At 68.7% G+C, this 22,247-nt stretch carries 23 protein-coding genes and 1 pseudogene; 9 read left to right on the top strand and 15 right to left on the bottom strand.

Annotated elements, in window-relative coordinates:
- Positions 1-66 precede the first annotated feature (66 nt).
- The gene (locus tag G4D87_RS06780; protein WP_163780121.1) at positions 67-270 is read left to right on the top strand and encodes a hypothetical protein; all 204 of its coding nucleotides are present in this window, start codon (positions 67-69) and stop codon (positions 268-270) included.
- Positions 271-354: 84 nt separating this feature from the next.
- Here the strand turns inward: G4D87_RS06780 and G4D87_RS06775 are convergent, their stop codons facing one another.
- Positions 355-1,596, bottom strand: coding sequence for an MFS transporter (locus tag G4D87_RS06775; RefSeq protein ID WP_163780119.1), 1,242 nt, complete (start codon positions 1,594-1,596; stop codon positions 355-357).
- Positions 1,597-1,717: 121 nt separating this feature from the next.
- On the opposite strand from G4D87_RS06775, the gene G4D87_RS06770 reads away from it, so the two are divergent.
- Entirely contained in the window at positions 1,718-2,707 is a 990-nt protein-coding gene (locus G4D87_RS06770) for a LysR family transcriptional regulator (protein WP_240358061.1), read from the top strand.
- Positions 2,708-2,759: 52 nt separating this feature from the next.
- On the opposite strand, the gene G4D87_RS06765 is transcribed toward G4D87_RS06770, so the two are convergent.
- The 3 genes from G4D87_RS06765 to G4D87_RS06755 all read right to left on the bottom strand — a co-directional run bounded on the left by G4D87_RS06765 (position 2,760) and on the right by G4D87_RS06755 (position 5,429).
- The gene (locus G4D87_RS06765) at positions 2,760-3,569 is read right to left on the bottom strand and encodes a hypothetical protein (protein ID WP_163780117.1); all 810 of its coding nucleotides are present in this window, start codon (positions 3,567-3,569) and stop codon (positions 2,760-2,762) included.
- A 235-nt stretch (positions 3,570-3,804) separates the two neighbouring features.
- Positions 3,805-4,557, bottom strand: coding sequence for an alpha/beta fold hydrolase (locus tag G4D87_RS06760; protein WP_240358060.1), 753 nt, complete (start codon positions 4,555-4,557; stop codon positions 3,805-3,807).
- Between the two features lie 119 nt (positions 4,558-4,676).
- Positions 4,677-5,429, bottom strand: a complete 753-nt coding sequence (locus tag G4D87_RS06755; protein ID WP_163780113.1) for a GntR family transcriptional regulator — start codon at positions 5,427-5,429, stop codon at positions 4,677-4,679.
- A 151-nt stretch (positions 5,430-5,580) separates the two neighbouring features.
- On the opposite strand from G4D87_RS06755, the gene G4D87_RS06750 reads away from it, so the two are divergent.
- The 3 genes from G4D87_RS06750 to G4D87_RS06740 are packed head-to-tail and all read left to right on the top strand — an operon-like array spanning position 5,581 to position 7,710.
- Positions 5,581-6,486 carry a fumarylacetoacetate hydrolase family protein gene (locus tag G4D87_RS06750; protein WP_163780111.1) on the top strand — a complete coding sequence of 302 codons (906 nt, stop codon included), beginning with the start codon at positions 5,581-5,583 and terminating at the stop codon, positions 6,484-6,486.
- 34 nt (positions 6,487-6,520) lie between these two features.
- Positions 6,521-7,063, top strand: coding sequence for a VOC family protein (locus G4D87_RS06745; RefSeq protein WP_163780109.1), 543 nt, complete (start codon positions 6,521-6,523; stop codon positions 7,061-7,063).
- A complete protein-coding gene (locus G4D87_RS06740) occupies positions 7,060-7,710 on the top strand; it encodes a polysaccharide deacetylase family protein (RefSeq protein WP_163780108.1) in 651 nt (216 codons plus the stop codon). Before G4D87_RS06745 ends, G4D87_RS06740 begins: the two co-directional genes overlap by 4 nt.
- 36 nt (positions 7,711-7,746) lie before the next feature.
- On the opposite strand, the gene G4D87_RS06735 is transcribed toward G4D87_RS06740, so the two are convergent.
- Complete coding sequence (locus tag G4D87_RS06735; protein WP_163780106.1) at positions 7,747-8,127, bottom strand: hypothetical protein; 381 nt, start codon at positions 8,125-8,127, stop codon at positions 7,747-7,749.
- 66 nt (positions 8,128-8,193) lie between these two features.
- A complete protein-coding gene (locus tag G4D87_RS06730; protein ID WP_163780104.1) occupies positions 8,194-8,562 on the bottom strand; it encodes a type II toxin-antitoxin system PemK/MazF family toxin in 369 nt (122 codons plus the stop codon).
- Between the two features lie 1,309 nt (positions 8,563-9,871).
- Here G4D87_RS06730 and G4D87_RS06725 point away from each other — a divergent pair.
- Entirely contained in the window at positions 9,872-10,621 is a 750-nt protein-coding gene (locus G4D87_RS06725) for a TetR/AcrR family transcriptional regulator (protein ID WP_163780102.1), read from the top strand.
- Positions 10,618-11,595: an acyl-CoA desaturase gene (locus G4D87_RS06720; RefSeq protein WP_240358059.1), complete on the top strand. Its 978-nt coding sequence runs from the start codon at positions 10,618-10,620 to the stop codon at positions 11,593-11,595. Before G4D87_RS06725 ends, G4D87_RS06720 begins: the two co-directional genes overlap by 4 nt.
- 75 nt (positions 11,596-11,670) lie before the next feature.
- Here G4D87_RS06720 and G4D87_RS06715 read toward each other — a convergent pair whose 3' ends face one another.
- The gene (locus G4D87_RS06715) at positions 11,671-11,895 is read right to left on the bottom strand and encodes a hypothetical protein (protein WP_240358058.1); all 225 of its coding nucleotides are present in this window, start codon (positions 11,893-11,895) and stop codon (positions 11,671-11,673) included.
- A 221-nt stretch (positions 11,896-12,116) separates the two neighbouring features.
- On the opposite strand from G4D87_RS06715, the gene G4D87_RS06710 reads away from it, so the two are divergent.
- On the top strand, positions 12,117-13,142 hold the full coding sequence (locus G4D87_RS06710; RefSeq protein WP_240358057.1) for a helix-hairpin-helix domain-containing protein: 1,026 nt from the start codon (positions 12,117-12,119) through the stop codon (positions 13,140-13,142).
- Between the two features lie 72 nt (positions 13,143-13,214).
- On the opposite strand, the gene G4D87_RS06705 is transcribed toward G4D87_RS06710, so the two are convergent.
- Both G4D87_RS06705 and G4D87_RS06700 read right to left on the bottom strand, forming a co-directional pair.
- The gene (locus G4D87_RS06705) at positions 13,215-14,360 is read right to left on the bottom strand and encodes a trypsin-like serine protease (RefSeq protein WP_163780099.1); all 1,146 of its coding nucleotides are present in this window, start codon (positions 14,358-14,360) and stop codon (positions 13,215-13,217) included.
- A 299-nt stretch (positions 14,361-14,659) separates the two neighbouring features.
- Positions 14,660-16,228: a carboxylesterase/lipase family protein gene (locus G4D87_RS06700; RefSeq protein WP_163780097.1), complete on the bottom strand. Its 1,569-nt coding sequence runs from the start codon at positions 16,226-16,228 to the stop codon at positions 14,660-14,662.
- A 216-nt stretch (positions 16,229-16,444) separates the two neighbouring features.
- Here G4D87_RS06700 and G4D87_RS06695 point away from each other — a divergent pair, with 216 nt between their 5' ends.
- The gene (locus tag G4D87_RS06695) at positions 16,445-17,170 is read left to right on the top strand and encodes a DUF2652 domain-containing protein (protein WP_163780095.1); all 726 of its coding nucleotides are present in this window, start codon (positions 16,445-16,447) and stop codon (positions 17,168-17,170) included.
- A 15-nt stretch (positions 17,171-17,185) separates the two neighbouring features.
- On the opposite strand, the gene G4D87_RS06690 is transcribed toward G4D87_RS06695, so the two are convergent.
- From G4D87_RS06690 to G4D87_RS06665, 6 genes and pseudogenes are all read right to left on the bottom strand, one after another.
- On the bottom strand, positions 17,186-17,653 hold the full coding sequence (locus tag G4D87_RS06690) for a GFA family protein (RefSeq protein WP_163780093.1): 468 nt from the start codon (positions 17,651-17,653) through the stop codon (positions 17,186-17,188).
- Between the two features lie 95 nt (positions 17,654-17,748).
- Positions 17,749-18,705 (bottom strand): alpha/beta fold hydrolase, encoded by a 957-nt coding sequence (locus G4D87_RS06685; protein ID WP_163780091.1) that lies wholly within the window; start codon positions 18,703-18,705, stop codon positions 17,749-17,751.
- A 45-nt stretch (positions 18,706-18,750) separates the two neighbouring features.
- Positions 18,751-19,215 carry an Rrf2 family transcriptional regulator gene (locus tag G4D87_RS06680; protein ID WP_163780089.1) on the bottom strand — a complete coding sequence of 155 codons (465 nt, stop codon included), beginning with the start codon at positions 19,213-19,215 and terminating at the stop codon, positions 18,751-18,753.
- A 76-nt stretch (positions 19,216-19,291) separates the two neighbouring features.
- A complete protein-coding gene (locus tag G4D87_RS06675; protein ID WP_163780087.1) occupies positions 19,292-19,837 on the bottom strand; it encodes a hypothetical protein in 546 nt (181 codons plus the stop codon).
- Positions 19,838-19,890: 53 nt separating this feature from the next.
- The gene (locus tag G4D87_RS06670; RefSeq protein WP_240358056.1) at positions 19,891-20,844 is read right to left on the bottom strand and encodes a hypothetical protein; all 954 of its coding nucleotides are present in this window, start codon (positions 20,842-20,844) and stop codon (positions 19,891-19,893) included.
- Positions 20,845-21,177: 333 nt separating this feature from the next.
- Positions 21,178-22,247 (bottom strand): annotated as a pseudogene (locus tag G4D87_RS06665) (dolichyl-phosphate-mannose--protein mannosyltransferase); the annotation flags it as partial.

Genomic DNA, 22,247 nt, shown 5'->3' with positions numbered 1-22,247 from the left:
TTCGCCCCCGTGCCTCCGGGAGCGCGGGGGCGCGGCTCCGTTGTTCTGCTGTCAGAGAGGTGACCCATGTTCCTGGAGCTCTCCCAGCAGCAGATCCACGTCCTCCACGCATGCCTGTCCGAGAGCATCGCGGAGTTGCATGACGAGGTCCTTCACACCGACGCGCGCGACCTGCGCGAAGCACTGAAGCGCAAGCTCGACCAGCTGCAGGGCCTCCAGCAGCAGGTGGAAGCCTTGATGCAAGCCCAGGAAGGGGCATCCCCCTCCTGATGCGCCAGGCGGGCCGGCGAAGCACGCCGCACCGACGGCCTTCTCCCAGCGTGGCCAGTGAAGCGCCAGCGTGCTCCCCTGGCGTCAGTGGGCCACACGGGCTCGCGGCGCCAGGCGGACCAGCAAGGCCGCCAGCGCGGAGGCCGTCGCCAAGAGCGTCACCACCAGCCAGCCCCACCGGGCCAGCACGAGGCTGCCACTGGCTGCGCCGACGGACATGCCGATGAACATACCGACGAACAGCACCGCGTTGAGTCGGCTGCGCGCCGCGGGGTCGATGCCGAAGACGAGGGTCTGATGCGCCACGAGCGACATCTGCACCCCGAGGTCGAAGCCCATCGCGCTGCCGCCAATCAGCCACAGCCGGGCATTCGGCTCGAGCCATGGCGCCGCGAACATGGTGGCGAAGGAGACCGCCGTCAGCCCCGCCCCCAGCCGAGTGACGACCTCCGGCCCGAAGCGGTCGGCGACGCGGCCCGCCACCGGCGCGCCCAAGGCTCCGGCCGCCCCGGCCAGGCCGAAGGCGCCCGCCGCCGCGCTGCCCAGGTGGAACGGCGCCCCATGCAGCATCACCGCGAGGGTGGACCAGAACGCGCTGAAGCCCACCGAGAGCAACCCCTGCGCCAGCGCCGCGCGCCGCAGGGCACCATGCTGGCGCCACAGCCGGGCAAGCGAGGCCAGCAGGGCGCCATACGACAGCGTGCTCGTCGGCTGGAAGCGAGGGAGCCCTCGCCAGGCCGCCACGCCAATCAAGGCCACGCTGGCAGCGGCGATGATGAACATGGCACGCCAGCCGAGCTGCTCGGCCACGACACCGGCGACGACCCGGGACAGGAGGATTCCCAGCAGCAGGCCCGTCATCACCGTGCCCACCACCTTGCCCCGCTCCCGCTCCGGGGCCAGCGTCGCGGCGGCCGGGACGATGTCCTGCGCCACGGTCGCCGTCAGGCCGACGGCGAAGCTCATGACCAGCAGCAGGCTCATGTCCGGAGCCAGACCGCCGAGCAGCAGCGCCACGCTCAGCAAGGCGGCCTTGACCAGGATGATGCGGCGCCGGTCGAAGCGGTCCCCCAGGGGCGTCAGCAGCAGGATGCCCAGCGCGTATCCCAGTTGCGTGAGCGTGGGGAGGAAGCCCACCACGGCGTCAGCGGCCCCCGTGGAGGCCCCGATGACGCCCAGCATGGGCTGGCTGTAGTAGAGCGCGGCCACCGGCACGCCGGCGCTCGCCGCCAGCAGCAGCCGCAAGCCCCCTGACAGGGAGGCACCGTCCCCATGACGGGTGGCGGTAGCCCCGGCGCTTCCATGTACGGCACGAATGAAGGACATCTCGTTCACCTCTGCGCTGCGAGTCGAGGTGAAGGTGCTCTAGAGGGGCCGAGGCTGGTAGTAGCGTGCTCCGTACAGCGGATATACGTTCGGCGTATAACCCCGCACGAGATCAGGTCGCATGCCCACTCGCTCCAAGCCGCCTCGGTCCCGAGCTCCCCGGAGGCGTGCACCCCACCCCACCGCGCCAGCCACCGCGGACCGGCTGGAGCTGATGCAGACGTTCATCCGCATCGTCGACGCTGGGAGTTTGTCCTCGGCCGCGGCGCAGTTGGGCACCACGCAGCCGACGGTGAGTCGCCGGCTCCAGGCACTGGAGCGCTCCCTGGGGCTGCGGCTGCTTCAGCGCTCCACCCATGCGATGAAGCTCACCGAGGACGGCGCGCGCTGTTACGAACGCGCGAAGGAGCTGCTGGCCAGCTGGGAGCTGCTCGAAGCCGACCTCCGTGGCGCGAGCAACGAACCCGAGGGCACGCTGCGCGTCGTGGTGCCGCATGCCTTTGGACAGCAGTTGCTGGTGGCGCCGCTGACGGAGTACCTGAATCGCCATTCGCGGGTGTCGGTTGAATGGCTGCTGCATGACCGGGCGGTGGACTTCATCACCGACGGCATCGACTGCGCGATTCACGTCGGAGACGTGCGTGACCCCAGCGTGGTGGCCATCCGCGTGGCCGAGGTGCCGCGCATCGTCGTGGCCGCGCCTTCGGTCCTTGGAGACGTTGACGTCCCTTCCCATCCGGACGCGCTCGCCCGGTTGCCGTGGCTGTCACTGCGCACCTTCTACCGGAACGAGATATCGCTGACCCATGTGGACACTGGCGAGGTCCAGCCCATCACCTTCGCCCCCCGCCTGAGCACGGACAGCCTCTACGCCATCCGGAGCGCGGCGCTGCAGGGCCTGGGCGTCTGCGTGGCCTCGGCCTGGCTGCTCCACGAGGACCTCGCCCAGGGCCGCCTCCTGCACCTGGTGCCCTCCTGGCGAGCCGCGCCCTTGCCCATGTACGTGCTCTATCCGCATGCGAGGTTTCATCCCGCGCGGCTGCGCCGGTTCATCGCGCTGATGAAAGAGACGATTCCATCAGCGCTGGCGGTGGCCATGCACGAGCGGTGAGCCGCTACGACAGAGTGCCCCACCGGTCGGTTGGCCCCGCGCCGCGACCCGCTCAACCGAGGACGGTGCGCAGGTTCATCGGCCCCGCGGGGACGCCCACGTCGCGGCCCGCCGGGTCATCGGAGGGCGTCTGCCAGGCATTGGCCTGCGTCACCGTCTTGCCCGTGGCCTCGTTGGAGATGGACATGTTGCCATTGTGGCCCGCGGGGCTGATTTGACTGGTGTTGTAGCCGCTCCACCCCGTGGCGGCGTTTCCGAACGTCGCCTCACCCCACGTCTGCCCGGAGTTCGCGCCTGGCTTCGCCGAGCCGTCCTTCGACACGCACCACGCGACGCTGCTGTTGTTGTCGAAGGCAACCGTCTGAGACTGCCCGGGCTGGAGCGTGAACGTCTTCGGCGTGCTCTTGTCGAAGTTCTGCCCGTCGTTCGGTCCGCCCTTCTCTCCCACCTTGTTCCAGAGGGTGATGGTCTGAGGCTGGCCCGTGGTGTTGGTGAACGTGTTCGTGAACTTGAACTGGCTCTTCTGCTCCGGGGAGATGAGCTGCATGTTGCTGTTGTAGGGCGCGCCCACGTTGTTGACGCTCAGCCAGGGCTGACTCGCGTTGTAGACAGCGCCGCTGGACGGAGCGCCAAAGCCGGGGCCCGCGTCACTCACCTGGGACGTTGCGCCGCCCAGGTTCACGCCCTGCCCGCGCGCGGCGGGCTCGAAAGTGTCCGTCATGCGCTTCTGCCAGGCGTCGCTCCGCGGCGGTGACACCTGCGAGGCCTTCACGCTCGGCGCCTGCGCGGAGACAGGTGGGGCGCAGGCGGTGCTCACCTGGGGAAGCGAGCGGCACGAACGGCTGGGGAGCGAGATGGACATGGCGGACTCCTTGAGACCGGGGAGAGGACGGCATCCCCTGGAGGGGCAACCGTTCCTGCTGTGCGCGACGTGCCCCGCTGCAAAGCAGGACACGTGCCACTGCCCAGGGCGCCCTGCGCAGGCGTCCGGGCCCGTCGGCCTCAAGGAAATCAGTCACTTGAAATACGCATGGGACCACGCGCACGGATGACAGCGCGCACCACCTGGTGTCTCGGGTCACCAGGGATGCGTAGCCTCAATCGCGCGCCGCCATCACGAACGCCGCGAGCGCGGCCTCGAACTCCGCCGTCGCTTCCAGGAACGGCAGGTGTCCCGCGCCGGGGAGCCACGTGCCCCGGGCCTCACGCGCGCACGCGAGCACCACCTCCGAGCTCATGGCCGGAAGGACCACCTGGTCGAGTTCGCCATGGAGCGTCGCCACCGGACGGAGGCATCGCCCCAGCTCCACCGAGTAGTCCTCCGCCCGCGAGAGGAGCGCACGACGGACATTCGGCGGAACACGGAGCATCGCGCGAAGGGCCTCCTCGGCCACGGACGCGTCGAGTCCCCGCACCGCACACGCCGCGATGAACGCCCGCGCCGTGGCTTCATAGACCGCCGGGTCCTCCGAGAGGAGCCCGCGCGCGTTGGACATCATCCCCGGCCCGAACAAGGCCCGCGCGGGCTTCCCCGTCTTGAGCGCCGCGGCCACGAAGAAGAGTCCACCCAGCGCGCCATCACCGTGGTGCCGGAGATAGTCGCCGGCCACGACGCCGCCATACGACCAGGCCACCACCACGGGCTTCCGCAGGCCGAGCTGCCCGATGACCGCCGCGAGGTCTCCGGCGAAGTGAGCGCCATCCACGTATGGCGCGTCGCCCTCGGGCTTGTCCGAATCACCGTGCCCTCGAAGGTCGAGCGCGACCAGGCGGTGGTCTTGCGCCAACCGCCCTTCGAGCACCCCGTGCCAGCTCTGGCGGCTCTGCGCGATGCCATGCAGGAAGAGCACGGCCGGAACACCTGACGACGGGCCCGCCTCACTCACCGCGAGCCGAACGCCCCCAGAACCCTCGACGAAGCCGGTGCGTACCATGGTGCCCCAGCCAGTACGCGCCCACGGACGGAGCGTCAATCCTTCGCGCGAAGGCTCCGGCCTTTTGTCGGCAAAGCAAGCGCGGGCGTGGCACCCGACGCGCGCAATCCCGGATGACCCGCGAGGACAAGCTCGGTCGTCCGCGCGATGTGCTCCGTCAGCAGCGCGCAGGCCCGCTCCGCGTTCCGCTCCAACGTGGCCTTCACCAGGGCGGCGTGCTCATCCTCCACGCTCCGCCTCGCCTTGCCGTGCGCCTGCGCGAGCCGACGGTAGCGCTCCGTCTGGTCGAACAAGGTCGCATGGAACTTGAGAAGCCAGGGCGACCCGCACGCACCGAGCAAGGTCGCGTGGAAGCGCGCATGCTCCAGCTCCCAGGTGTCGTCGAGCGTTCCGCTCCCGGAAACCGGGGCCCGCCGCTGGAGACGATGGAGGGCCGCGGTCACCTCGCCCTCCCAGGCGATGTCACCGTGAGCGATGGCGGCGCGAAGCGCGAGCGGCTCGAGCTGCTGCCGCGTCCGCGTCAGGTCCAGCAAGTCCGCCCGGGAGATGGGCGCCACCCGGAAGCCGCGCTGGTCCACGATGGTGACGAGCCCCTCGGACGCCAGACGACAGCACGCCTCGCGAAGCGGCGTCCGCCCAACGCCGTAGCGCGGCGCCAGGTGCTCGAGCCGCAGCTTCTCCCCCGGCGGCAACACGCCATCGAGGATGTCACCCCGCAGCCGGTCCACGACCGCCGAGGCGAGCGTGGGTTCGGACACCGGACCCCGAAGACGGGATGAAGCAACCATGGTTCTCCTCACAAACATGCACCTATACGACACCGCACAGAATTGACACAAGGCGTCAAACTGGATGCAAACTGCATTTTGTCGACATTTCGTTGAGGTCGAGCACCCCCCCCGCTAGCCTGCGGCGCGTCGTCGAGGGAGATGAGCCACCATGCGGATTGCTTCGATTCTGGTGAAGGATGCGCCTGCGATGGGCGTGCGCACGGCCAAGGGGATGGTGAACGTGACGGCGCTCGATTCATCCGTCGGGACTTCACTGCGCGCGCTGCTGGAGCGAGGCCCGGACGTGCTCGCGGCCCTGGCGAAGCGCGTGTCGGAGGCGACGGACCTCCAGGTGCTGTCCGATTCGGAGTTCCGCTACCGCCCGCTCGTTCCGGAGCCGAGCAAGTTCCTCTGCCTGGGGCTGAACTACGTCGCGCACGCGGCGGAGGCCACCTACGAGACGCCTCGGCACCCGGTGGTCTTCACGCGCCTCCCGTCGAGCCTCCTGGCCCATGAGGAGCCCATGGTGGTGCCCACCTGCTCGGACCAGCTCGACTACGAGGCCGAGCTGGCGGTGGTGGTGGGACGCCCGGGGCGCAACGTTCCTCGCGAGCGCGCGCTGGAGTGGGTGGCGGGCTACACGCTCTTCAACGACGGCTCGATTCGCGACTACCAGAAGCGCACCCACCAGTGGACCGTCGGGAAGAACTTCGACGGGACGGGTCCGCTGGGCCCGGAGCTCGTCACGCCCGATGAGCTGCCCGAGGGCGCCCGCGGCCTCCGCATCCAGATGCGCGTGGGCGGAGAAGTCCTCCAGGACGCGACCACGTCGGACATGATTTTCGACGTCGCCACCGTCATCGCGGACCTCTCCGAGGCCATGACGCTCCAACCGGGAGACGTCATCGCCATGGGCACGCCCAGCGGCGTGGGCGCCGCCCGCAAGCCGCCGCGGTTCCTCCGCGCCGGCGAGGTGTGCGAGGTCTCCGTCGAGCGGATTGGCGTCCTGCGCAACCCCATCGCCGCCGCGGCCCCCGTCCATGCGGGTACGCCGCCCGCACAGGCGGCGAAGTAATCCCTCGTCGTTGAGCACACCCCAGGGAGGACGAATGTCCACGCAAGCGAAACTGCCCGGCCGGCTTCACCACACGGCGTATGTGACTCGGGACTTGGAGGCGACGCGGAAGTTCTACGAGGAGCTGATTGGGCTGCCCCTCGTCGCGACCTGGTGCGAATCGGACGAGCTGTTCGGCGCCGTCCGCACCTACTGTCACACCTTCTTCGAGCTCGCCGATGGCAGCGCGCTCGCGTTCTTCCAGTTCGAGAAGCAGGAGGACCAGGCACTGTTCGGGCCGAAGATGCCGGACTCGCCCTTCCACCACATCGCGCTGGACGTCACGCTCGAAGCCCAGCGAGGCATCGAGGAGCGCCTGCGAGCCGCGGGCTACACCGAGCCTGGCATGTACGTGCTCGAGCACGGCTACTGCCGCTCGCTCTACGTGAAGGACCCCAACGGGATGATTGTCGAGTTCACCTACGACAGCCCGGACGCCGTGAAGCCCGAGCTCGTCCAGGCCCGCCGCGCCAAGGCCCACCAGGAGCTGGCGCGCTGGCTCGCCGGAGACCGCTCGTCCAACAACGTGTTCCGGTGAACCTCCTCACGCTCTCCTTCGACAACGGGCCCGACCCCGAGGTGACGCCTCGGGTGCTCGATGTCCTGGCGTCGCACGACATCACCGCGCGGTTCTTCGTGCTCGGAAAGCACCTCGTCACGGAGGAAGGGCGGCGCCTTGTCACGCGTGCTCGGGACGCGGGGCACTTCATTGGCAATCACTCGTTCACCCACGCCATCCCGCTGGGAGAAGACCCGCGCCCGGGCACGGTGGAGGTGGAGATCGCGGCCACCGACGCGCTGCTCGCGCCGCTCGTCCCCGCCCCCAAGTGGTTCCGGCCTTTCGGAGGTGGCGGCAAGCTCGGCCCGCACCTCCTGAGCCAGCGCGCCGTCGACCACCTGGTCCGCCACCGTTACTCGTGCGTCCTCTGGAACAGCGTCCCCGGCGACTGGCTCGACCCCAGGGGTTGGCCGGAGAAGGCGCTGGCGGACTGCGCGGCGCAACCCCACACGCTGATGGTCCTGCATGACATCCCCAACGCCTCGCTCGAAGCGCTCGACGGCTTCATCCGCCGGGCGAAGGACCAGGGCCTGCGCTTCACGACGGAGTGCCCGAGCGACTGCGTGCCCATCCTGGAGGGGCGAATCACGCGCGACCTCACGGGACTGGTGGCCCCTGGTGCATGAGGGCCGCCGGCCCTCGGCTGCGCGCGGCTCAGCCTGCTACCTGGACCACCCCGGCCCCACCGACATCTCGTAGTCGAGGCGAACCACTTCATGGGTGCCCACCGAGAAGTCCGTGCAACGCTCGAACGTCGTACAGATTCGATAGTCTCCCTGTGCCAGCTCTGCTTCGAAAAAGCCGTCCTCGTTCGACGTCACGGACGCCACGTCCATGTCCTGGGGCAGGGATTTGATCAGCAGGGTCATCGACCGCGGCTCGCGCTCACAATCGGAAGCACATACATCATCCACATAGGTGGTCATCCCAAAGACCCCTTGCGATATCGTCACGGCGTCGTCGGGGTCGAAGTCACCACATCCCAGGCTGCTCAAGGACATAAAAGCAAGCGACGCCAGGAACCCTCGGGAGTTCATTTTCATCAAGACAGCCTATGCCATGGCATTGAGGGAGCACCAGTCCGGCAGCGACAGCGACCGTCCCTCAGCTCACGACCTCCTGAAGAACGACACCTGCAGGAAGCGCAGGCCGGCAAGAATCTGCTCCACGCGCGCGTCCGACAGCGCCCCGATTCGCGCTCCCAGACGCGCCTTGTCGACCGAGGACACCTGCGACACGACGACGACGCTCTGCCTGGGAAGGTCCCCCTCCCCCACCTCGAGCAGCACGTTCCCTGGCTCGCTGGCCCGGTGCAGGTTCGACGTCAGCGCACACACGACCACCGTCGTGATGCGTGAGTGATTGAAGACGTCGTCCTGGACCACAACGTGCGGGTGCGAGTAGCTGGGGACCGGACCTCGTGAGTCGTCGGGCTCCACCCAGAACACGTCACCGCGGTTGATTTGCTCGGGGGGCATTCCCTCGAAGTCTCCTGTCCCGCCTCTCTCCCGGCGGTCCGGCCGCCTTCATAGCGACCGCGGAGGCTGCCTCCAAGGCTTCCTCCTTCAGAAACCACCGGACACCTGGGTGTACGGCCTGAAGCGCCACAAGCCCCTTCGATGACGCGCCTCCCCGGGGGCGTGAACGCTCCTCGGCGAACCGCGCCAGCGTCGCTGCTTTGTGCGCACATGCGCCGAACACCGGGTGCCCCGCTCATCCAGCTTCCCTGGTAGCGACCACGGCAGCTTCGCCACCGGGCTCGCCCCAGGCAGTCGCACACCGTGCCATTGCCAATGCCCAGGCTGGTGGCAATCGCCCACGTCGTCAGCTTCGCCTCGTACCTCAGCCGGAACAACGCTCTCAACTTCCGCATCGACAGCCTCTGTGCCGCCATCTCCGCCTCCCAAAGGAGGGGGCAGTGGCCTGTGCTGCCCAGCGCCGTCAACGCTCCTGGCCTTCCCCGCACCAGCTTTCACCGCAAGTGCTCGGCTTCACCGAAGCCGCTGCTCGGCTTGCCCGGAATCGCTGCTCACCTTCCTCCGAAATCGCTGCTCGGCTTGGCCTGGAATCAGTGCTCGGCTTGCCCCGGTACACGCGTACAAGGCGCGCGCGGGGGTACCCTCACTTCCGTGGCGGAGTTCTTGCTGAACGGACCGCGCGGCCACCCCAGGGGCCCGCTCGCGGCGAGGGGCCGGAGTCACTGCCGGAGCTCGCTGTTCGGAAATGTCGGGGGTTTTGCGCCGCGAAATCTCCCGACATTTCCGAACAGTGAGCTGCCGAGGTGCGCCCCGGTCCTCGGGGCGCCTCGCCTCATGGCGCAGCTCAAAGGGTTGAGTGATGGCGTCGCCGTAAGTGGCGAGCCCTCCGGATGCGTCGCGCGGAGAAATGGCAGCCAGGGCGGGCGGGGCGCCCTGATGCAACCCGGACACCTTACGAGACACCCACTCCCACGGGCACGCGCACAGACGCTGCCGGTTGCCTCGAAGCGAGCGAGGTAGCGGCGCCCCCTGGCATCGCCGAGCATGAAGCCACGGGCGATAGCGCGCGTGCCAGGCTGTGATGAAACGCTCGCGCAGGTCGAGCGAGCACGTATCGGGCATGGCAGGTGGTACCTCCTCACTCAACAGCCTCTGCCTACTCGCTTCATCGGCACGCCGCCATGTGTCAGCAGCCATCAACGAATGGACTTCCCGGACGTTTTGCGGGCCCTGACGCGCTTGTCTTGCACCCGCCCCGGGCCTCGGGCATCATTTTGGTGAACAGGTTCACTCAAACAAGGGGGAGGCCATGGCGACGCGGAGCAAGGCCGGGGCAACGGAAGGACCCAAGCGAGGACGCCCGCGAGGCCGGACGGAGCAGGGCCATGAGACACGCCAGCGGCTGTACGCGACCGCGCTGGGGTTCATCTCCGCGCGGGGCTACGAGGCCACCCATCTGCGGGACATCGCCAAGCAGGCGGGGGTGAGCGTCGGCCTGCTGTACCGGTACTTTCCCAGCAAGCGCGCCATCGTCCTGGCGCTGTACGACGAGCTGTCCTCGGCCTATGCGGCGCGCGCCGCCGCGTTGCCCACGGGCCCCTGGCGGGAGCGCTTCCTGTTCGCGCTCCGGGCAAGCCTTGGCGTGCTCGGGCCGCACCACGAGGTGCTCAAGGCGCTGATTCCCGTGCTCGTGGGCGGAGCGGAGGACGGCCTGTTCGCGCCGCAGACGGCGTTCTCCCGGCAGCGGGTCCAGGCCGTTTTTGGAGCCGCCGTGGCGGGCGCCACGGACGCCCCGGGCAGCGCCATGGTGGGCCAGGCGCTGGGCAGGCTGCTCTACGTCGCGCACCTGGCCGTGGTGTTGTGGTGGCTGCTCGACAAGAGCCCACGTCAGCGCGCCACCGATGGCCTGGTGTCGATGCTGGCGCGCCTGCTGCCCCCTGCGTCGCTCGCGCTGCGGCTGCCTGGCGCCGGAAGCGGGGTCCTGGGCGCGGACGCCCTCTGCCGGCAGGCGCTCTTTGGAGAGCCGGCGCGTGCACGGGCGGAAGAGGTGACGCGATGAATACCGCGACGCGGGGTCCTCCCGAGGTCACCCTGAACGGGGGAAGCACAGGCGAGCCGCTCGCGAGCACCGCCGCCCCGGTGCCTCCCGACGTGGGCCGCTTGCGCTTCGACCCGGCGCGGGCCCTGTGGCTCTGGGGCATGCTCATCCCCGGCGTCACCGTAGGGCTCACGGCGGCGACGCCCACCACGGTGGCGGTGTCGCTCCTGCTCACCTTCGCGACGCTCTGCCTGGGGCACTCGGTGGGCCTGCATCGCGGCGTCATCCACCGCACCTACGAGGCCGGCCCTCTCACACGCGGCGTGCTCGCGTACCTGTTCGTGCTGAGCGGGCTTGGCGGTCCCCTGTCGTGGGCACGCCTGCACGCGGTGCGCGATTACTGGCAGAACCGCCCCGACTGCCCGCCCTACTTCGCCTATGGGCATTCCATGGCCCGCGACTTCGGCTGGAACCTGCACCTGCGCTTCGAGCCCGCGGATGACCGGGCCCTGGCGCGCCTTCCTCCAGACGTACTGAAGGACTCGTGGTTGCGCTTCCTGGAGCGCACCTGGCCGCTCCACGTGCTCGGGCTGGCGGGGGTGGTGCTCGTGGTGCTGGGCCCCGAGGCCGTGGCCCTCTGCGTCTGCGCCCGCACGACCGCCAGCATCCTCGGACACTGGGCCGTGGGCTACGCGGCCCATGTCTGGGGAGAGCGGCGCCATGCCCTGCCGGGCGCGGCGGAGAGCGGTACGAACATCTGGGTGCTGGGCGTGCTGTCTTTCGGCGAGGGCTTCCACAACAACCACCACGCCTTCCCAGGCTCCGCGCGCATGGGCCACCAAGCGCACGAACTGGACCTGGGGTGGTGGGTCATCCGGGGGCTTCGCCGGCTGGGGCTCGTGCGCGATGTCCGTACGGCGCTGGACGCGGCCCCGGAAGAAACCCCCGAGGCCCAGCAAGCGGTGCGCGGCCACACGCCCCGCACGGCGGCCTGAACCGAGGAACGTGGCAGGGCTTCCGGGCGCTGCCTCGAAGCCACCCGCGACAGGTGGCCCTTCAGACCGGAGCGCTCACTGCGAGGTCGCTTCCATCCACTGGACCACGACCTGGCACAGCGCCTTCTTCTTCGCCTTCACGTCCGCCAGGTCGCGAAGCGTGACGACGGCGCGGTCCGCGGCGGCCCACTGCAGCAGCCCGCTGGCATCCTCGAAGGAGAAGCCTTGCGTCGACTTCACCTTCACGCCCCGGTGAAAGACGAGCTGAACACAGTCCTTGGGCTTCAGCCTGAACGTCACCCGGTCATCGCCCTTGAAGCAGAAGCTCGGCGCGTTCCTCGAGTTCCTGCATGAATCGCTCGACGTCTTCGGACCGGTTCGACACGCGCGTCACCTCTCTCCAGCACCCGCATGACTTTCTTGTGAACACGACGTTCTCGCGATTTCAAGGATGTTCGGCGAGTCAGGGGGCTGGTGTATGGAACCCCCTCCCCCGCAGTACCCCCCAGGAGGAATCCTCGATGCGTCGTCTCGTTCCAGCCCTTCTCTCCGCGAGCCTGATGGTCGGATGTGGTCCCACCGGCGCCGACTCCGAGCCGTCTTCTCCGTCCACGGCGCACCAGGACGCGCCGCTCACCACCACGGACGTGGACGTGGCCCCGGAGTGCCAGGGCCTGCTCACCTTCGTCAACACGGCGCCCTTCTCCACGCTGGACGCCTACCTTCCCAGTGACGTCGCCCAGAACCTCGTCGGCTACCGCGCGACGGCGCCCTTCTCCACGCTGGCGCAGGTGTCCGGGGTCCAGGGTGTCGGCCCGGTGCGCCTGGCGCAAATCGAAGGTGGCGCCCGCGCGCTGGGCTACATCACCAGCACCTGCGCCGGCATCCTGGACGAGCTCGCGCTCTCCACCGATGACGCCGCGGCGGTGGTCACCCTGGTGAACACCATCCCCAGCGACGCGCTGTACGCCGTCCTGCCGTACGCGTGGAACGGCGCGACGAACCTCCTCAACCTGCGGCCCTTCACGTCCGCGCGGGCCATCTCCGAGGTGACTGGCATTGGCGCGGTCAGCCTGCGCAACCTCCGCAACGCGGCCACGCAGGGCTACGCGCTGACGGCGCTCATCGCCGCGGTGAACGCACAGGAGGAGAGCCTGTGGACCTCCCGCCTGAGCCAGGACTTCGAGGTGGAGGACGTGATTGCCGGCGCCCACGGCAATGACGAGTTCAAGAGCGCGCAGTGCTTCGGCATCGACCCCAGCCTCTTCCCCAACGCGCTCTGGCAGGTCCGTCCGCAGCTGGCCACCGGCACCGAGGTCGTCAACCAGGTCGCCAGCACGGTCGACTACGCCGACCGCAATGAGCCGCTGCCGGACGCGCTCATCACCGACGGCCTGGCGGAGCTCCAGGCGCGCACCGACGGCGGCACGTTCAAGGGCTGCTACATCAGCTACGGCAAGGGCCCGTGGGCCGGCATCGCCGTCAGCTTCTTCATCGACACGGTGACGGGCTACCGCGTGCTGACGGAGCAGCACTGGGTGGAGTAGGCCCTGGACGCGCGAAGCCCCCTGTCACCCACGGGTGACAGGGGGCCTCTCAACCGGCGAGCTGGCGCGTGACTACGGCGCCACCGTGGCCGTCACGGACACGCCCGAGTAGGACGAGTAGCCGCGCACGGACACGTACCAGGTCCCCGACTGGGGGCTGGAGAAGTTGCAGGTCTCATCGTTGCCGGACGCGTAGGGGCGGCAGTCGTAGGCGCTGGTGGTGGGCTGCGAGCCGCGGCGCACGTAGAGGTCCGCGTCACCCGAGCCATTCGCCTGCGTCACCGTGAGCGACGTGGTGCCGCTGGGGACGTTGATGGAGTAGTGCTTCCAGGTGCCGGAGGAGCCCGACAGGTTCGTCTGGGAGAGCACCGTGGTGCCGGTCGGCGGGGGAGTCGTCCCGTTGATCTTGGAGTCAATCCAGCTCTCGAAGTGCGACACGCGCGCGTACATGCCCGGGTAGCGCGAGTCGGCGCAGCCGATGCCCCAGCTCACGACGCCCGCGAGCTTGCGAGTGCCGTTGTGGTTGACGGTGAGCGGACCCCCGCTGTCACCCTGGCACGAGTCCTTGCCCGACGCGGAGGCGCCAAGCTGGTCCTCGCCAATGGAATAGCTCGGGTACTGGCTCTGCGCCTGCGCGTTGGTAATCAGGTTGACGTTCACGGTGCGCAGGTTGACCGGCAACGACGAGGAGCCGGAGGAGGTCGAGCCCCACCCCGTCACGGTCGCGACCACGCCCGCGTTGGTGGCGCCGCTCGAAGCATCCGCCGCCGAAACGAGGGGAATGGCCTTGACGGTGGTGCCATTGAGGTCCAACGGCGTGGACAGGCGAATCAGGGCAATGTCCTTGCCCTGGGTCGCCGTGACATAGCCGGTATACCGGATGACCTCCGCCGTGGCGCGCCGCTGACCCGAGCCGGTGCGCGAGGTGGAGCCCGCCAGGATGGAGGGGCGAGAGCTGCTCGACACGCAGTGCGCCGCGGTCAGAATCCAGCTCTCGTTGAGGATGGAGCCACCACAGAAGTGGCTGGTGCCGTTCTGCAGGGACACCTGCCACGGGTTCGCGCCAATGGTCGTTTCCACGCCACCGACGATGTCCTGCTCCATGGTCGCCGGCGACTCCGCCTCCGCCTGCTCCTCGACCATCTCCGGACCGCAACCGACCAGCAACGACATCGCGCCAACCGTCGACCACCGCCGCATGACCTTCACTGACATCATGGAGACCTCAGGTATTTAGGGGAGGCGTGAAGCAGCAAGGAGTGAATAGCCGTCCCACGCTTAAAAAACCGTAACACACGATCTTCACCATCTACCAGTCCCATCCCGGAGGAACCGCCACCGCGCCCGGCGGCGGCCGCGCGTTGCGACATGCCTGTTTCATTACATTCCCGCCACACTTTGAAATGGAACGAAGCGTCAATGACATGTCATTGGAGGCGCGTGTCGAGGTGACGACGGCGACATGAAGCAGCCCGGCGGTGTGATGCGACACACCACCGGGTCCGCCACACCCCTGGCTATGGGCGATTTTCCGGCCGTGTGGTGCCGCTGAGGTTGGACGACGTCGCGGAGCGCGGCAGCTTCGGCGGGGGCGGCTTGGCGAGGCCGTCCAGGAAGGGCATGAGGTTTTCGGCGGCTTGCAGGATGTCGCGCTCGAAGTCCGTCACCATCCGCGATGAAACATCCAGCCTCAGCAGCGTGTCTTGCGTCTCCGTGTGCCGCTCCCAGGTCACCTGGGCCACGGGCCCGGGCGTGCCCGTGCGCGCGAACTGGACCAGGGAATCCACCAGTTGACGCATGAACGTCCGGTCCTCCTCCGTGAACAGCTCGCCGGCGGGCGGCACGTCCGCGGCCGTCTCCAGGAAGTAGGGCACCTCGCCCCCATGAGGCACGCCCAGGCGCTGCCGGGGGGCGAGCATCTTCGCGCGGTATTCGAAGTAGTAGCGCCACACGGCGGCGCCTTGCTCCGCGTGGCGGGTGGCCAGCAAGCGCGGCATGACGGTGAAGACGAAGTCGCGGCACATCCGCCGGCCAATCTCCCGGTCATCGTCCACGTTGGGGTAGAGCTGGCGGATGGACTCGGCGAAGGCGCCCAGGCGCTCGAGGATGGTGCCGGGGTCGATTCCGAACGAGGACACCACGCTGGAGTCGTCACTGGTGCTGCCGATGATGAGCGGCAGGGAGAGCTGCTCGCCACGCGCGAAGGTTTCGCGAATGGGCTCGGGGAGGACGGAGTCTCCGTAGATGGGGCTGGGCGCGTTCGCGGTGTCCGCGGGGAGCATCCAGAACTTCTCCGGACTCAGCTCGCGCAGGTCCTTCATGGTGGCCAGCAGCCGGTCCAGCCCGTTCCTCCACGCGAAGGCCATGCCGGCCAGCCGCGCGTCCGCCAGGGGCTTCTCCTGGAGCACGTACGCGCTCATGGCCACGCCCCGGAGGAACAGGCCCTTCTCCTTGACCTGCGGCGACGTGAAGAGCGACAGGACGCTCTTGGCACCCGCGGACTGTCCCATCACGGTGACGTTGCCCGGGTCGCCGCCGAACCGCGCGATGTTGTCGCGCACCCACTCCAGCGCCAGCATCTGGTCCAGCAGGCCGAAGTTCGCCGGCCCACCCGGGTTCTCCCTCTCCAGCGCCGGATGCATGAAGAAGCCCAGGTGCCCCAAGCGGTAGTTGAAGGTCACCAGCACCACGTCGCGCGACGCCAGGTGAATCCCCTCATAGGGCGGCACTCGGCCCGAGCCGATGACGAAGGCGCCGCCGTGAATCCAGAACACCACCGGCAGCTTCGCGCCCGCATCCAGCTTCGGCGTCCACACATTGAGGAAGAGACAATCCTCATGCATCTCACCGGGGTCGCCGCCGCCGGCGTCGATGCAGGCCTGACGGGACTGGTGCGCGGAGAAGCCGAAGTCGAAGGCCTCGTGGACCCCGGGCCAGGGATTGGCGCGCTCGGGCGCCTTCCAGCGCAGCGCTCCCGTGGGAGGCTTCGCATAGGGGATGCCCTTGAAGACAGAAATCTTCCCTTCGACCAGGCCCTGCACCTTGCCTTCCTTCGTGAGTACCTCAGGCGTCTTGATGACGTTCATCGACCGGCTCCCTTGGGTTGTGAGCGGGCGAAACTGAATTGAGCGGCAACTCCTGGCAACACCGCCCCGTCAGAAACCCGCACGCATGAAAGCGACAGACGGGAACACGACACCCGCCTCGTCCCGGAGTCGGTCGGGGCCGGGCTCGCTCCGGTCGGCGAACGTTCCGGCCGGGTTCGCGCCAGCTTCCAGGCGCCGTGATAGGGTGGCCGCCGCATGGCGATAGACAAGGCGCTCCTGCTCATCGCGGACATCGGCGGATACACCCGCTTCATGAGTCATCACCGCTTCAGCCTCGCGCACGCGCAGGAGACGGTGGCGCAACTGCTCGAGGCCGTCATTGATGCCTCGGGTCCGCTCAAGCTCGCCAAGCTCGAAGGAGACGCGGCGTTCTTCTATTCCGTGGGCGACGATTTTCCCGCCTTCGCCCGGCAGGTCGCGGACATCCGCCGCGCCTTCGTCTCACGGCGAGAGCAGTTCATCGTTGACCGCATGTGCAGGTGCGACGGCTGCATGCAGGTGGGCGCCCTGACGCTCAAGTTCGTGGCCCACGCCGGTGAAGTCGCCTTCCAGCGCGTCAAGCACCTCACCGAGCTGGCGGGCGTGGACGTCATCCTGGTGCACCGGATGCTGAAGAACGACGTCCCCGTCACGGAGTACGTCCTGATGACCGAACCCGTGCACCAGGGGCTCACGCCGGAGCTCCGCCAGCTCACCCAGGGGCTGGAGCACGACTTCGAGGGCATGGGGCGCACGGCGACGCACTACCTGGACCTGAACGCGTTCGTCCTCGCGCTGCCCGAGCCCGTGCGCCCGAGCCTGCCGCGCAGGCTCTGGGCCAAGCTGAAGCTGGAGCTGAACTCGATGAAGTACGTGCTGGGCCTCAAGCAACCCTGCGAGGACTTCCGCAACGTCGAGGTCGTGGACCCCCAGAAGCCGTAGCGGGCCGCCCGCGCTTCAGGGGGGACGCGGCGACTCCAGAATCTCCACGTTGGAAATCCAGTTGCGCTTCCGGCGCGCGAGTCGCGTCGCGGCATCCTCGTCGTCGAAGCTGCCCGAGCCACGGCGAATCCGCGCCGGGTCGATGCCATCAAACGCGTTGACGTTGACGACCGCGTAGAGCTGGCCGTCGATGAGGCTGGTCACCACGGGGACGACGCCGCACCGGCCACAGGTGAGGAACTCCGCGGTCCGCGTTCCGAAGACATATCGGGAGACCTGTGACGGCTCCTGGACGGTGACCTTGAGCGTCCCCTCGGGATGGGACGTCCAGACCCCCACGTGCCGGGTGCAGAACGAACAACCACAGGCCCGTGCGGGAATCGGGTCCGGACTCGGCTCCCAGAGGAGCGTGAAGGACAGATTCCCGCAGTGGCACTTCCCTGGAATCACCATGAGCGCGACCTCCGTTGCATCGACGCTCACCTATACTTCATCCCGCTCACGCCGCCACGGGATGAAAGGGATTGCAGCACAGTTGCGCCGCCCTCCGGGCAGCACACCCGCGGAGGCCGCGCGGCTCAGGCCGGCAGCTTCTTCAGGAAGGTCAGCAGCGCGGCGTTCACCTCCGCGGCGCGCTCCTGCTGCACCCAATGCCCCGCGCCGGGGACGACATGGATGTCGGCCAGGTTCGGCACCAGGGCCTTCATGGCGTCGACGGGTGAGAAGGCACGCACCGGGTCCTTCTCTCCGACCAGGTAGAGCGCCGGCTGCGGGAGGACCGCCGTCGCCAGTTCAGGCAGCTCGTGCCAGTCCCGGTCCATGTTGCGGTAGCGGTTGAGCCCGCCTCGGAATCCACTGCCGGAGAGCTCCTTCGCGAAGTACGCGACGTCCGCCTCGGTGAGCCAGTCAGGCAACGTCTCCGGCACGTCGAGCCCCGCGAGGAAGCCCTCCCCCTTCTTCTTCGCCAGCACGGCGGGGTTCGTCACATCGAAGCCGGGGGTGCCGGTGAGAATCGTCCGAACCGTCCTCGGGACGTCCGCCTCGAACTCGGCCTCGGCCACGCCGGGCGCCTGGAAGTAGAGGATGTAGAACCACTTCTCACCGAACAGGCGCTGGAAGAGCTGCATCGGCGGCATGGGCGCGCGCCCCAGATGGGGGACGCTCATTCCCACCACCGCGCGGAAGCGGTCGGGATGCAGGGCGGCACAGTTCCAGGCGAGCGCCGAGCCCCAGTCGTGGCCGATGACGATGGCCGTCTTCTCCTCCAGCGCGTCCAGCAGGCCGACCGCATCCCCCACCAACTGCTTCATGCTGTACGCCTCGATGGCCTCCGGCTTGTCGCTCTGGCCGTAGCCGCGGACGTCCGGAGCCACCACGTGGTACCCCGCCGCCGCCAGCGCCGGGAGCTGATGGCGCCACGAGTACCAGGACTCCGGCCAGCCATGCAGGAGCAACACGAGCGGCCCCGAACCCGCCTCCGCGAGGTGCAGGTGGATGCCATTCGTCTTGACGGTTCGATGCGTGATGTCAGCCATGAGGGTGCTCCGGAGGTGACGGTACGGTGGGGGCGAGCCATGGCATCAGGCGCGTCCGACACGAGGCTTGACGCGCTGCTTCGCGGCACGCGCCTGACGGCGGCGGACGCCGCGACCCAGGTCCGCCACGGACGTGCTTCGAAGGTGTTGCATGAGCAGCGCCGCGGCCTGGTCCAGCGCCTTTCCCAGCGCATCATTGACGGCCTGCTCCACGAGACAGCCCGGACTCTCATCATGGGGGCCGATACTGAAGAGCGCCGGCGTTCCGAGCGCTTCGTACACGTCCCCCAGCGTCACGGTGTCGAGCGTGCGCGCCAGCGACCACCCTCCACCGTGCCCCTTCACCGAGGTGAGGAGGCCTGCATTCCGAAGTCCGGCCATGGTCCGCCGGACCACCACGGGATTGGCCTTCAACAGCCGCCCCATCGCCGCTGACGTCACCACGGGGCCCATGTCCTCCATGTGAAGGAGGACATGCAAGGCGACGGAGAGCCGACTGTCGCGTCTCATGCCACTTCATATGTGGCGTGAGACGCGACCTGTCAAGCGATTCGGCAGGTGGGGTGGCTGAGTGGGGTGTCGGGACTCAGTAGTTGACCACGCCGTTGGGGAGCAGCAGGCGGTGGCTCCCCAGGTCGACGAGGGAGCGCGCCACGTCGAGTTGCACCACCGCGCGGCCACGCAGCGCCAGCTCGTGCACGGGCGCCTCGAAGGTGACCGGGGCGACGCTGGCGTCGACGAAGCCAGAGCCCTCCGCCCGGGCATAGCCGCCCAGCCCCTCCAGCTGGAACGTCACGCGGACGCGCTCCACGCCTTCCGGCACGTAGAAGTACGCCACCAGGTGCGCGTGGTCGGCCCGGGCCACATCCACGCGGTCATTCGCCAGCTCCACCTTGAGCGGAGCCCCATTCGCGGTGACGCGGACGGCACCGATGGGGAGCTCCAGCTTGTCGTAGCCTTCCGCCGCGGAGCCGCGGAGCCGCAGCTCGAAGCGCCGCCCGTCCTCCGTCTGGACGGGGCCGGCCGGAGCGGTGGGCTCGTCCTGGACGGAGTCGAGCCGGTCAGTGCCCCCACCGCAGGCCGTGAGGGCGAGGGCCGCGCAAACACACGTGGACAACATGATTTTCTTCATGGCGTGTCTTTCCTTGAGATTTGAAGGGTGTCTGGAAATGAAGCGGGGGCGGCTCAGGGCGAGCAGCTCTGGCCGGAGTTGGAGGTCGGGTCGACGGCAATGGCCTGCGCGGCATGGGGCGTGGCCGGGCCGGGGATGAAGTTCGCGGGCAGCGGATACGAGTCGCACTGATTGTTGAAGCCATCCACGGGGTCAATCAGCGACGAGATGAGGTCGCAATCGGTGGTGTTCAGCGCGGCGACCGCGGCCGTGAGCAGCGACGGCGGCGTGGGCGTGGAGCCGAACAGGCGCTGATTGCAGACGCCCACCAGCGTCTGGCGCGCGAGCAGGAAGCGGAGCCGGTCCAGTTGGCTGCGCACCCCTCCCGCCGGGTACATGGCCGGGCTGCCCCACAGGATGCCCTCCGCGGCGGGCAGCGTGACGATGGTCCCGATGGGGCCCAGGTTGAGGGCGCCCAGCGCGAGGCACTGCGTGAGCGACAGGATGCGGGTGCTGAAGAAATCCAGCGTCCGGGTGGCGCTGGTGCACTCCACCGGAGGCGGCTCTTCCCGCTCGCACGTCAGGCGCGCCGAGCACATGGCCGAGCCCAGGTCGAACGTCACCCGGAACGTGTTGTCGATGTGGTTGTCCGCCAGGCCGTCCTGCGCGGCGAGGGCCACACACTCTTCGTAGCTGCCGATTTGCAGCGCGAAGTTCGACGTCACCGAGCCGTTGACGGGAATAATGACCGGCGGCGCCGGGACGAACGAGAAGCCCTCGCTCGACAGCACGTCGTCGGTCGCCGTCAGCAACACGGACGGCAACGTCGGATGGACGTTTTCGACCCTGAAGCTGTAGTTCGCGGTGTAGGGATAATCATCCGCCACCACCACCGACGCGCCATTGACCGTCTTTTCGCAAATCAGGTCATGGGCATTCGCGACTCCGCTCCCACCCACCACCGCCGCACATGCCGCGGCAACCCACTGCTGCTTCAGCATCATCCGCATGGTTCCGACCTCGTTCATGAGCACCAGGCTCGGACGTGGCGGATTTCACCGTTTGTGCCATGTCTGGGAAGACGCGGGGCGACAAGCCCCTGACACAAGGATTCCCCATGGGAGGTAGGTGTTACGCCCTTCCTCTCGCATGATGGAAAATCACCTCCCACAGTGAGGACGGCGCCGGTGGACATGAAGCAACATCAGGGCGCTGGGAGGAGGGTAATTGCCCCACCCGCGACCGTCCGCACGCCCTGCCGACCTGGGCAAACGCTTCCCCTGGCCCGCGAGATGCCTCGGCAGTGAAGTTCCCTGCACCCGACAGGCCTTGGCCCCACGGGGCGTCGCGACGCTTTTTCCTCAGGCGCCCGGGCGGGAGAGCGTCACCCGCTGGCCGTTTGCGCCCAGCTCCAGCTGCGTCACGTCCGCGCTGGGAGGCCCCAGCACGGGCACGATGAACCAGCTGGCGCGCCGCAGCGTGGCGTCCCTTCGCAGCGCGGCGCCGGGCTCCAGCCTGCGCTCCACGCTTCCGCCGGGACCGTGGAAGACGACGCGCAGCGCGCGAGGAGCCCCCCGGGCGCGGACGTAGAAGGCATACCGCTCACGGCCTCCACCCGCGTGGCCCGCCGCGACGCCCAGCACCTCCATGTCCTTCTCACGGAAGGCCAGCGGCGTGACTCCGTCGGGCAGCGGCGCGGGTTCGGACCGGGGGGCCTCCAGGTCATAGGCACGCAGCGCGGCATCCGGCGGCACACCGGGGACGGGGGCGTAGCGCTCCGCGAGCGGCGAGACGAGGTAGGGGTGATAGCCGCGCCTGCGGGCACTCACGATGTCTGGCGGCCGCCGGTACGTCATGCGGTTGCTCCAGAACATGAGGCTCAGGTACTCCATGGAGTGGGGCACGTCCGAGTCCTGCGCGAGGAAGAGGACACTGCGCGCCGGCGTCTGCTGTTCGAGCGCGCGCCCCACCTCCCGGGAGTAGGTGACGTACAGGTCATCCAGGTGCTTGGACAGGTAGTCCGCCTTCGCCACCGGAAAGGTGACGGCCAGCAGCCACGCGAGCACGCCCGAAGCCAGCAGCCCCAGGCCCAGGGGCGCCCAGGACCGCTTTCGCGGCAGGCGCCAGCACATGAGCGCGACGAGCAGCGCCGCGGCGGAGGCCACGACCAGGCCCTCGGCGAGCCCGGGCCGCTCGCGCGTCTGCGCCAGCACCGCGGGGAGCACGGCGCGGACACGGCCGAGCGCCGGCAGGTGCTCGACGAGCCACGGCGTGGCGACCGCGGCCAGGAGCGCCGCCGCGAGCGCGGGGTGGCGTCTGGCATCCGAGCCCGCGATGGCCAACGCGGCCAGGACGGCGGGCACCGCGCCCCAGGCGATGGCGGGGACCTTCACCACGCTCAGCGACAACACGAGCCAGGTGGCCCCCACCC

The organism is Myxococcus vastator, assembly GCF_010894475.1.
In the GTDB taxonomy this organism is placed as follows: domain Bacteria; phylum Myxococcota; class Myxococcia; order Myxococcales; family Myxococcaceae; genus Myxococcus; species Myxococcus vastator.
Note: the sequence above shows the minus strand (reverse complement) of the source record. Positions and strands in the feature narration are given on the sequence as shown.

Bases quoted from the DNA above. Each gene is read 5' to 3' on its own strand.
- G4D87_RS06780 (WP_163780121.1), top strand. From the start codon at position 67: ATGTTCCTGGAGCTCTCCCAGCAGCAGATCCACGTCCTCCACGCATGC.
- G4D87_RS06775 (WP_163780119.1), bottom strand. From the start codon at position 1,596: ATGTCCTTCATTCGTGCCGTACATGGAAGCGCCGGGGCTACCGCCACC.
- G4D87_RS06770 (WP_240358061.1), top strand. From the start codon at position 1,718: ATGCCCACTCGCTCCAAGCCGCCTCGGTCCCGAGCTCCCCGGAGGCGT.
- G4D87_RS06765 (WP_163780117.1), bottom strand. From the start codon at position 3,569: ATGTCCATCTCGCTCCCCAGCCGTTCGTGCCGCTCGCTTCCCCAGGTG.
- G4D87_RS06755 (WP_163780113.1), bottom strand. From the start codon at position 5,429: ATGGTTGCTTCATCCCGTCTTCGGGGTCCGGTGTCCGAACCCACGCTC.
- G4D87_RS06750 (WP_163780111.1), top strand. From the start codon at position 5,581: ATGCGGATTGCTTCGATTCTGGTGAAGGATGCGCCTGCGATGGGCGTG.
- G4D87_RS06745 (WP_163780109.1), top strand. From the start codon at position 6,521: ATGTCCACGCAAGCGAAACTGCCCGGCCGGCTTCACCACACGGCGTAT.
- G4D87_RS06735 (WP_163780106.1), bottom strand. From the start codon at position 8,127: ATGAAAATGAACTCCCGAGGGTTCCTGGCGTCGCTTGCTTTTATGTCC.
- G4D87_RS06730 (WP_163780104.1), bottom strand. From the start codon at position 8,562: ATGCCCCCCGAGCAAATCAACCGCGGTGACGTGTTCTGGGTGGAGCCC.
- G4D87_RS06725 (WP_163780102.1), top strand. From the start codon at position 9,872: ATGGCGACGCGGAGCAAGGCCGGGGCAACGGAAGGACCCAAGCGAGGA.
- G4D87_RS06720 (WP_240358059.1), top strand. From the start codon at position 10,618: ATGAATACCGCGACGCGGGGTCCTCCCGAGGTCACCCTGAACGGGGGA.
- G4D87_RS06710 (WP_240358057.1), top strand. From the start codon at position 12,117: ATGCGTCGTCTCGTTCCAGCCCTTCTCTCCGCGAGCCTGATGGTCGGA.
- G4D87_RS06705 (WP_163780099.1), bottom strand. From the start codon at position 14,360: ATGATGTCAGTGAAGGTCATGCGGCGGTGGTCGACGGTTGGCGCGATG.
- G4D87_RS06700 (WP_163780097.1), bottom strand. From the start codon at position 16,228: ATGAACGTCATCAAGACGCCTGAGGTACTCACGAAGGAAGGCAAGGTG.
- G4D87_RS06695 (WP_163780095.1), top strand. From the start codon at position 16,445: ATGGCGATAGACAAGGCGCTCCTGCTCATCGCGGACATCGGCGGATAC.
- G4D87_RS06685 (WP_163780091.1), bottom strand. From the start codon at position 18,705: ATGGCTGACATCACGCATCGAACCGTCAAGACGAATGGCATCCACCTG.
- G4D87_RS06680 (WP_163780089.1), bottom strand. From the start codon at position 19,215: ATGAGACGCGACAGTCGGCTCTCCGTCGCCTTGCATGTCCTCCTTCAC.
- G4D87_RS06675 (WP_163780087.1), bottom strand. From the start codon at position 19,837: ATGAAGAAAATCATGTTGTCCACGTGTGTTTGCGCGGCCCTCGCCCTC.
- G4D87_RS06670 (WP_240358056.1), bottom strand. From the start codon at position 20,844: ATGAACGAGGTCGGAACCATGCGGATGATGCTGAAGCAGCAGTGGGTT.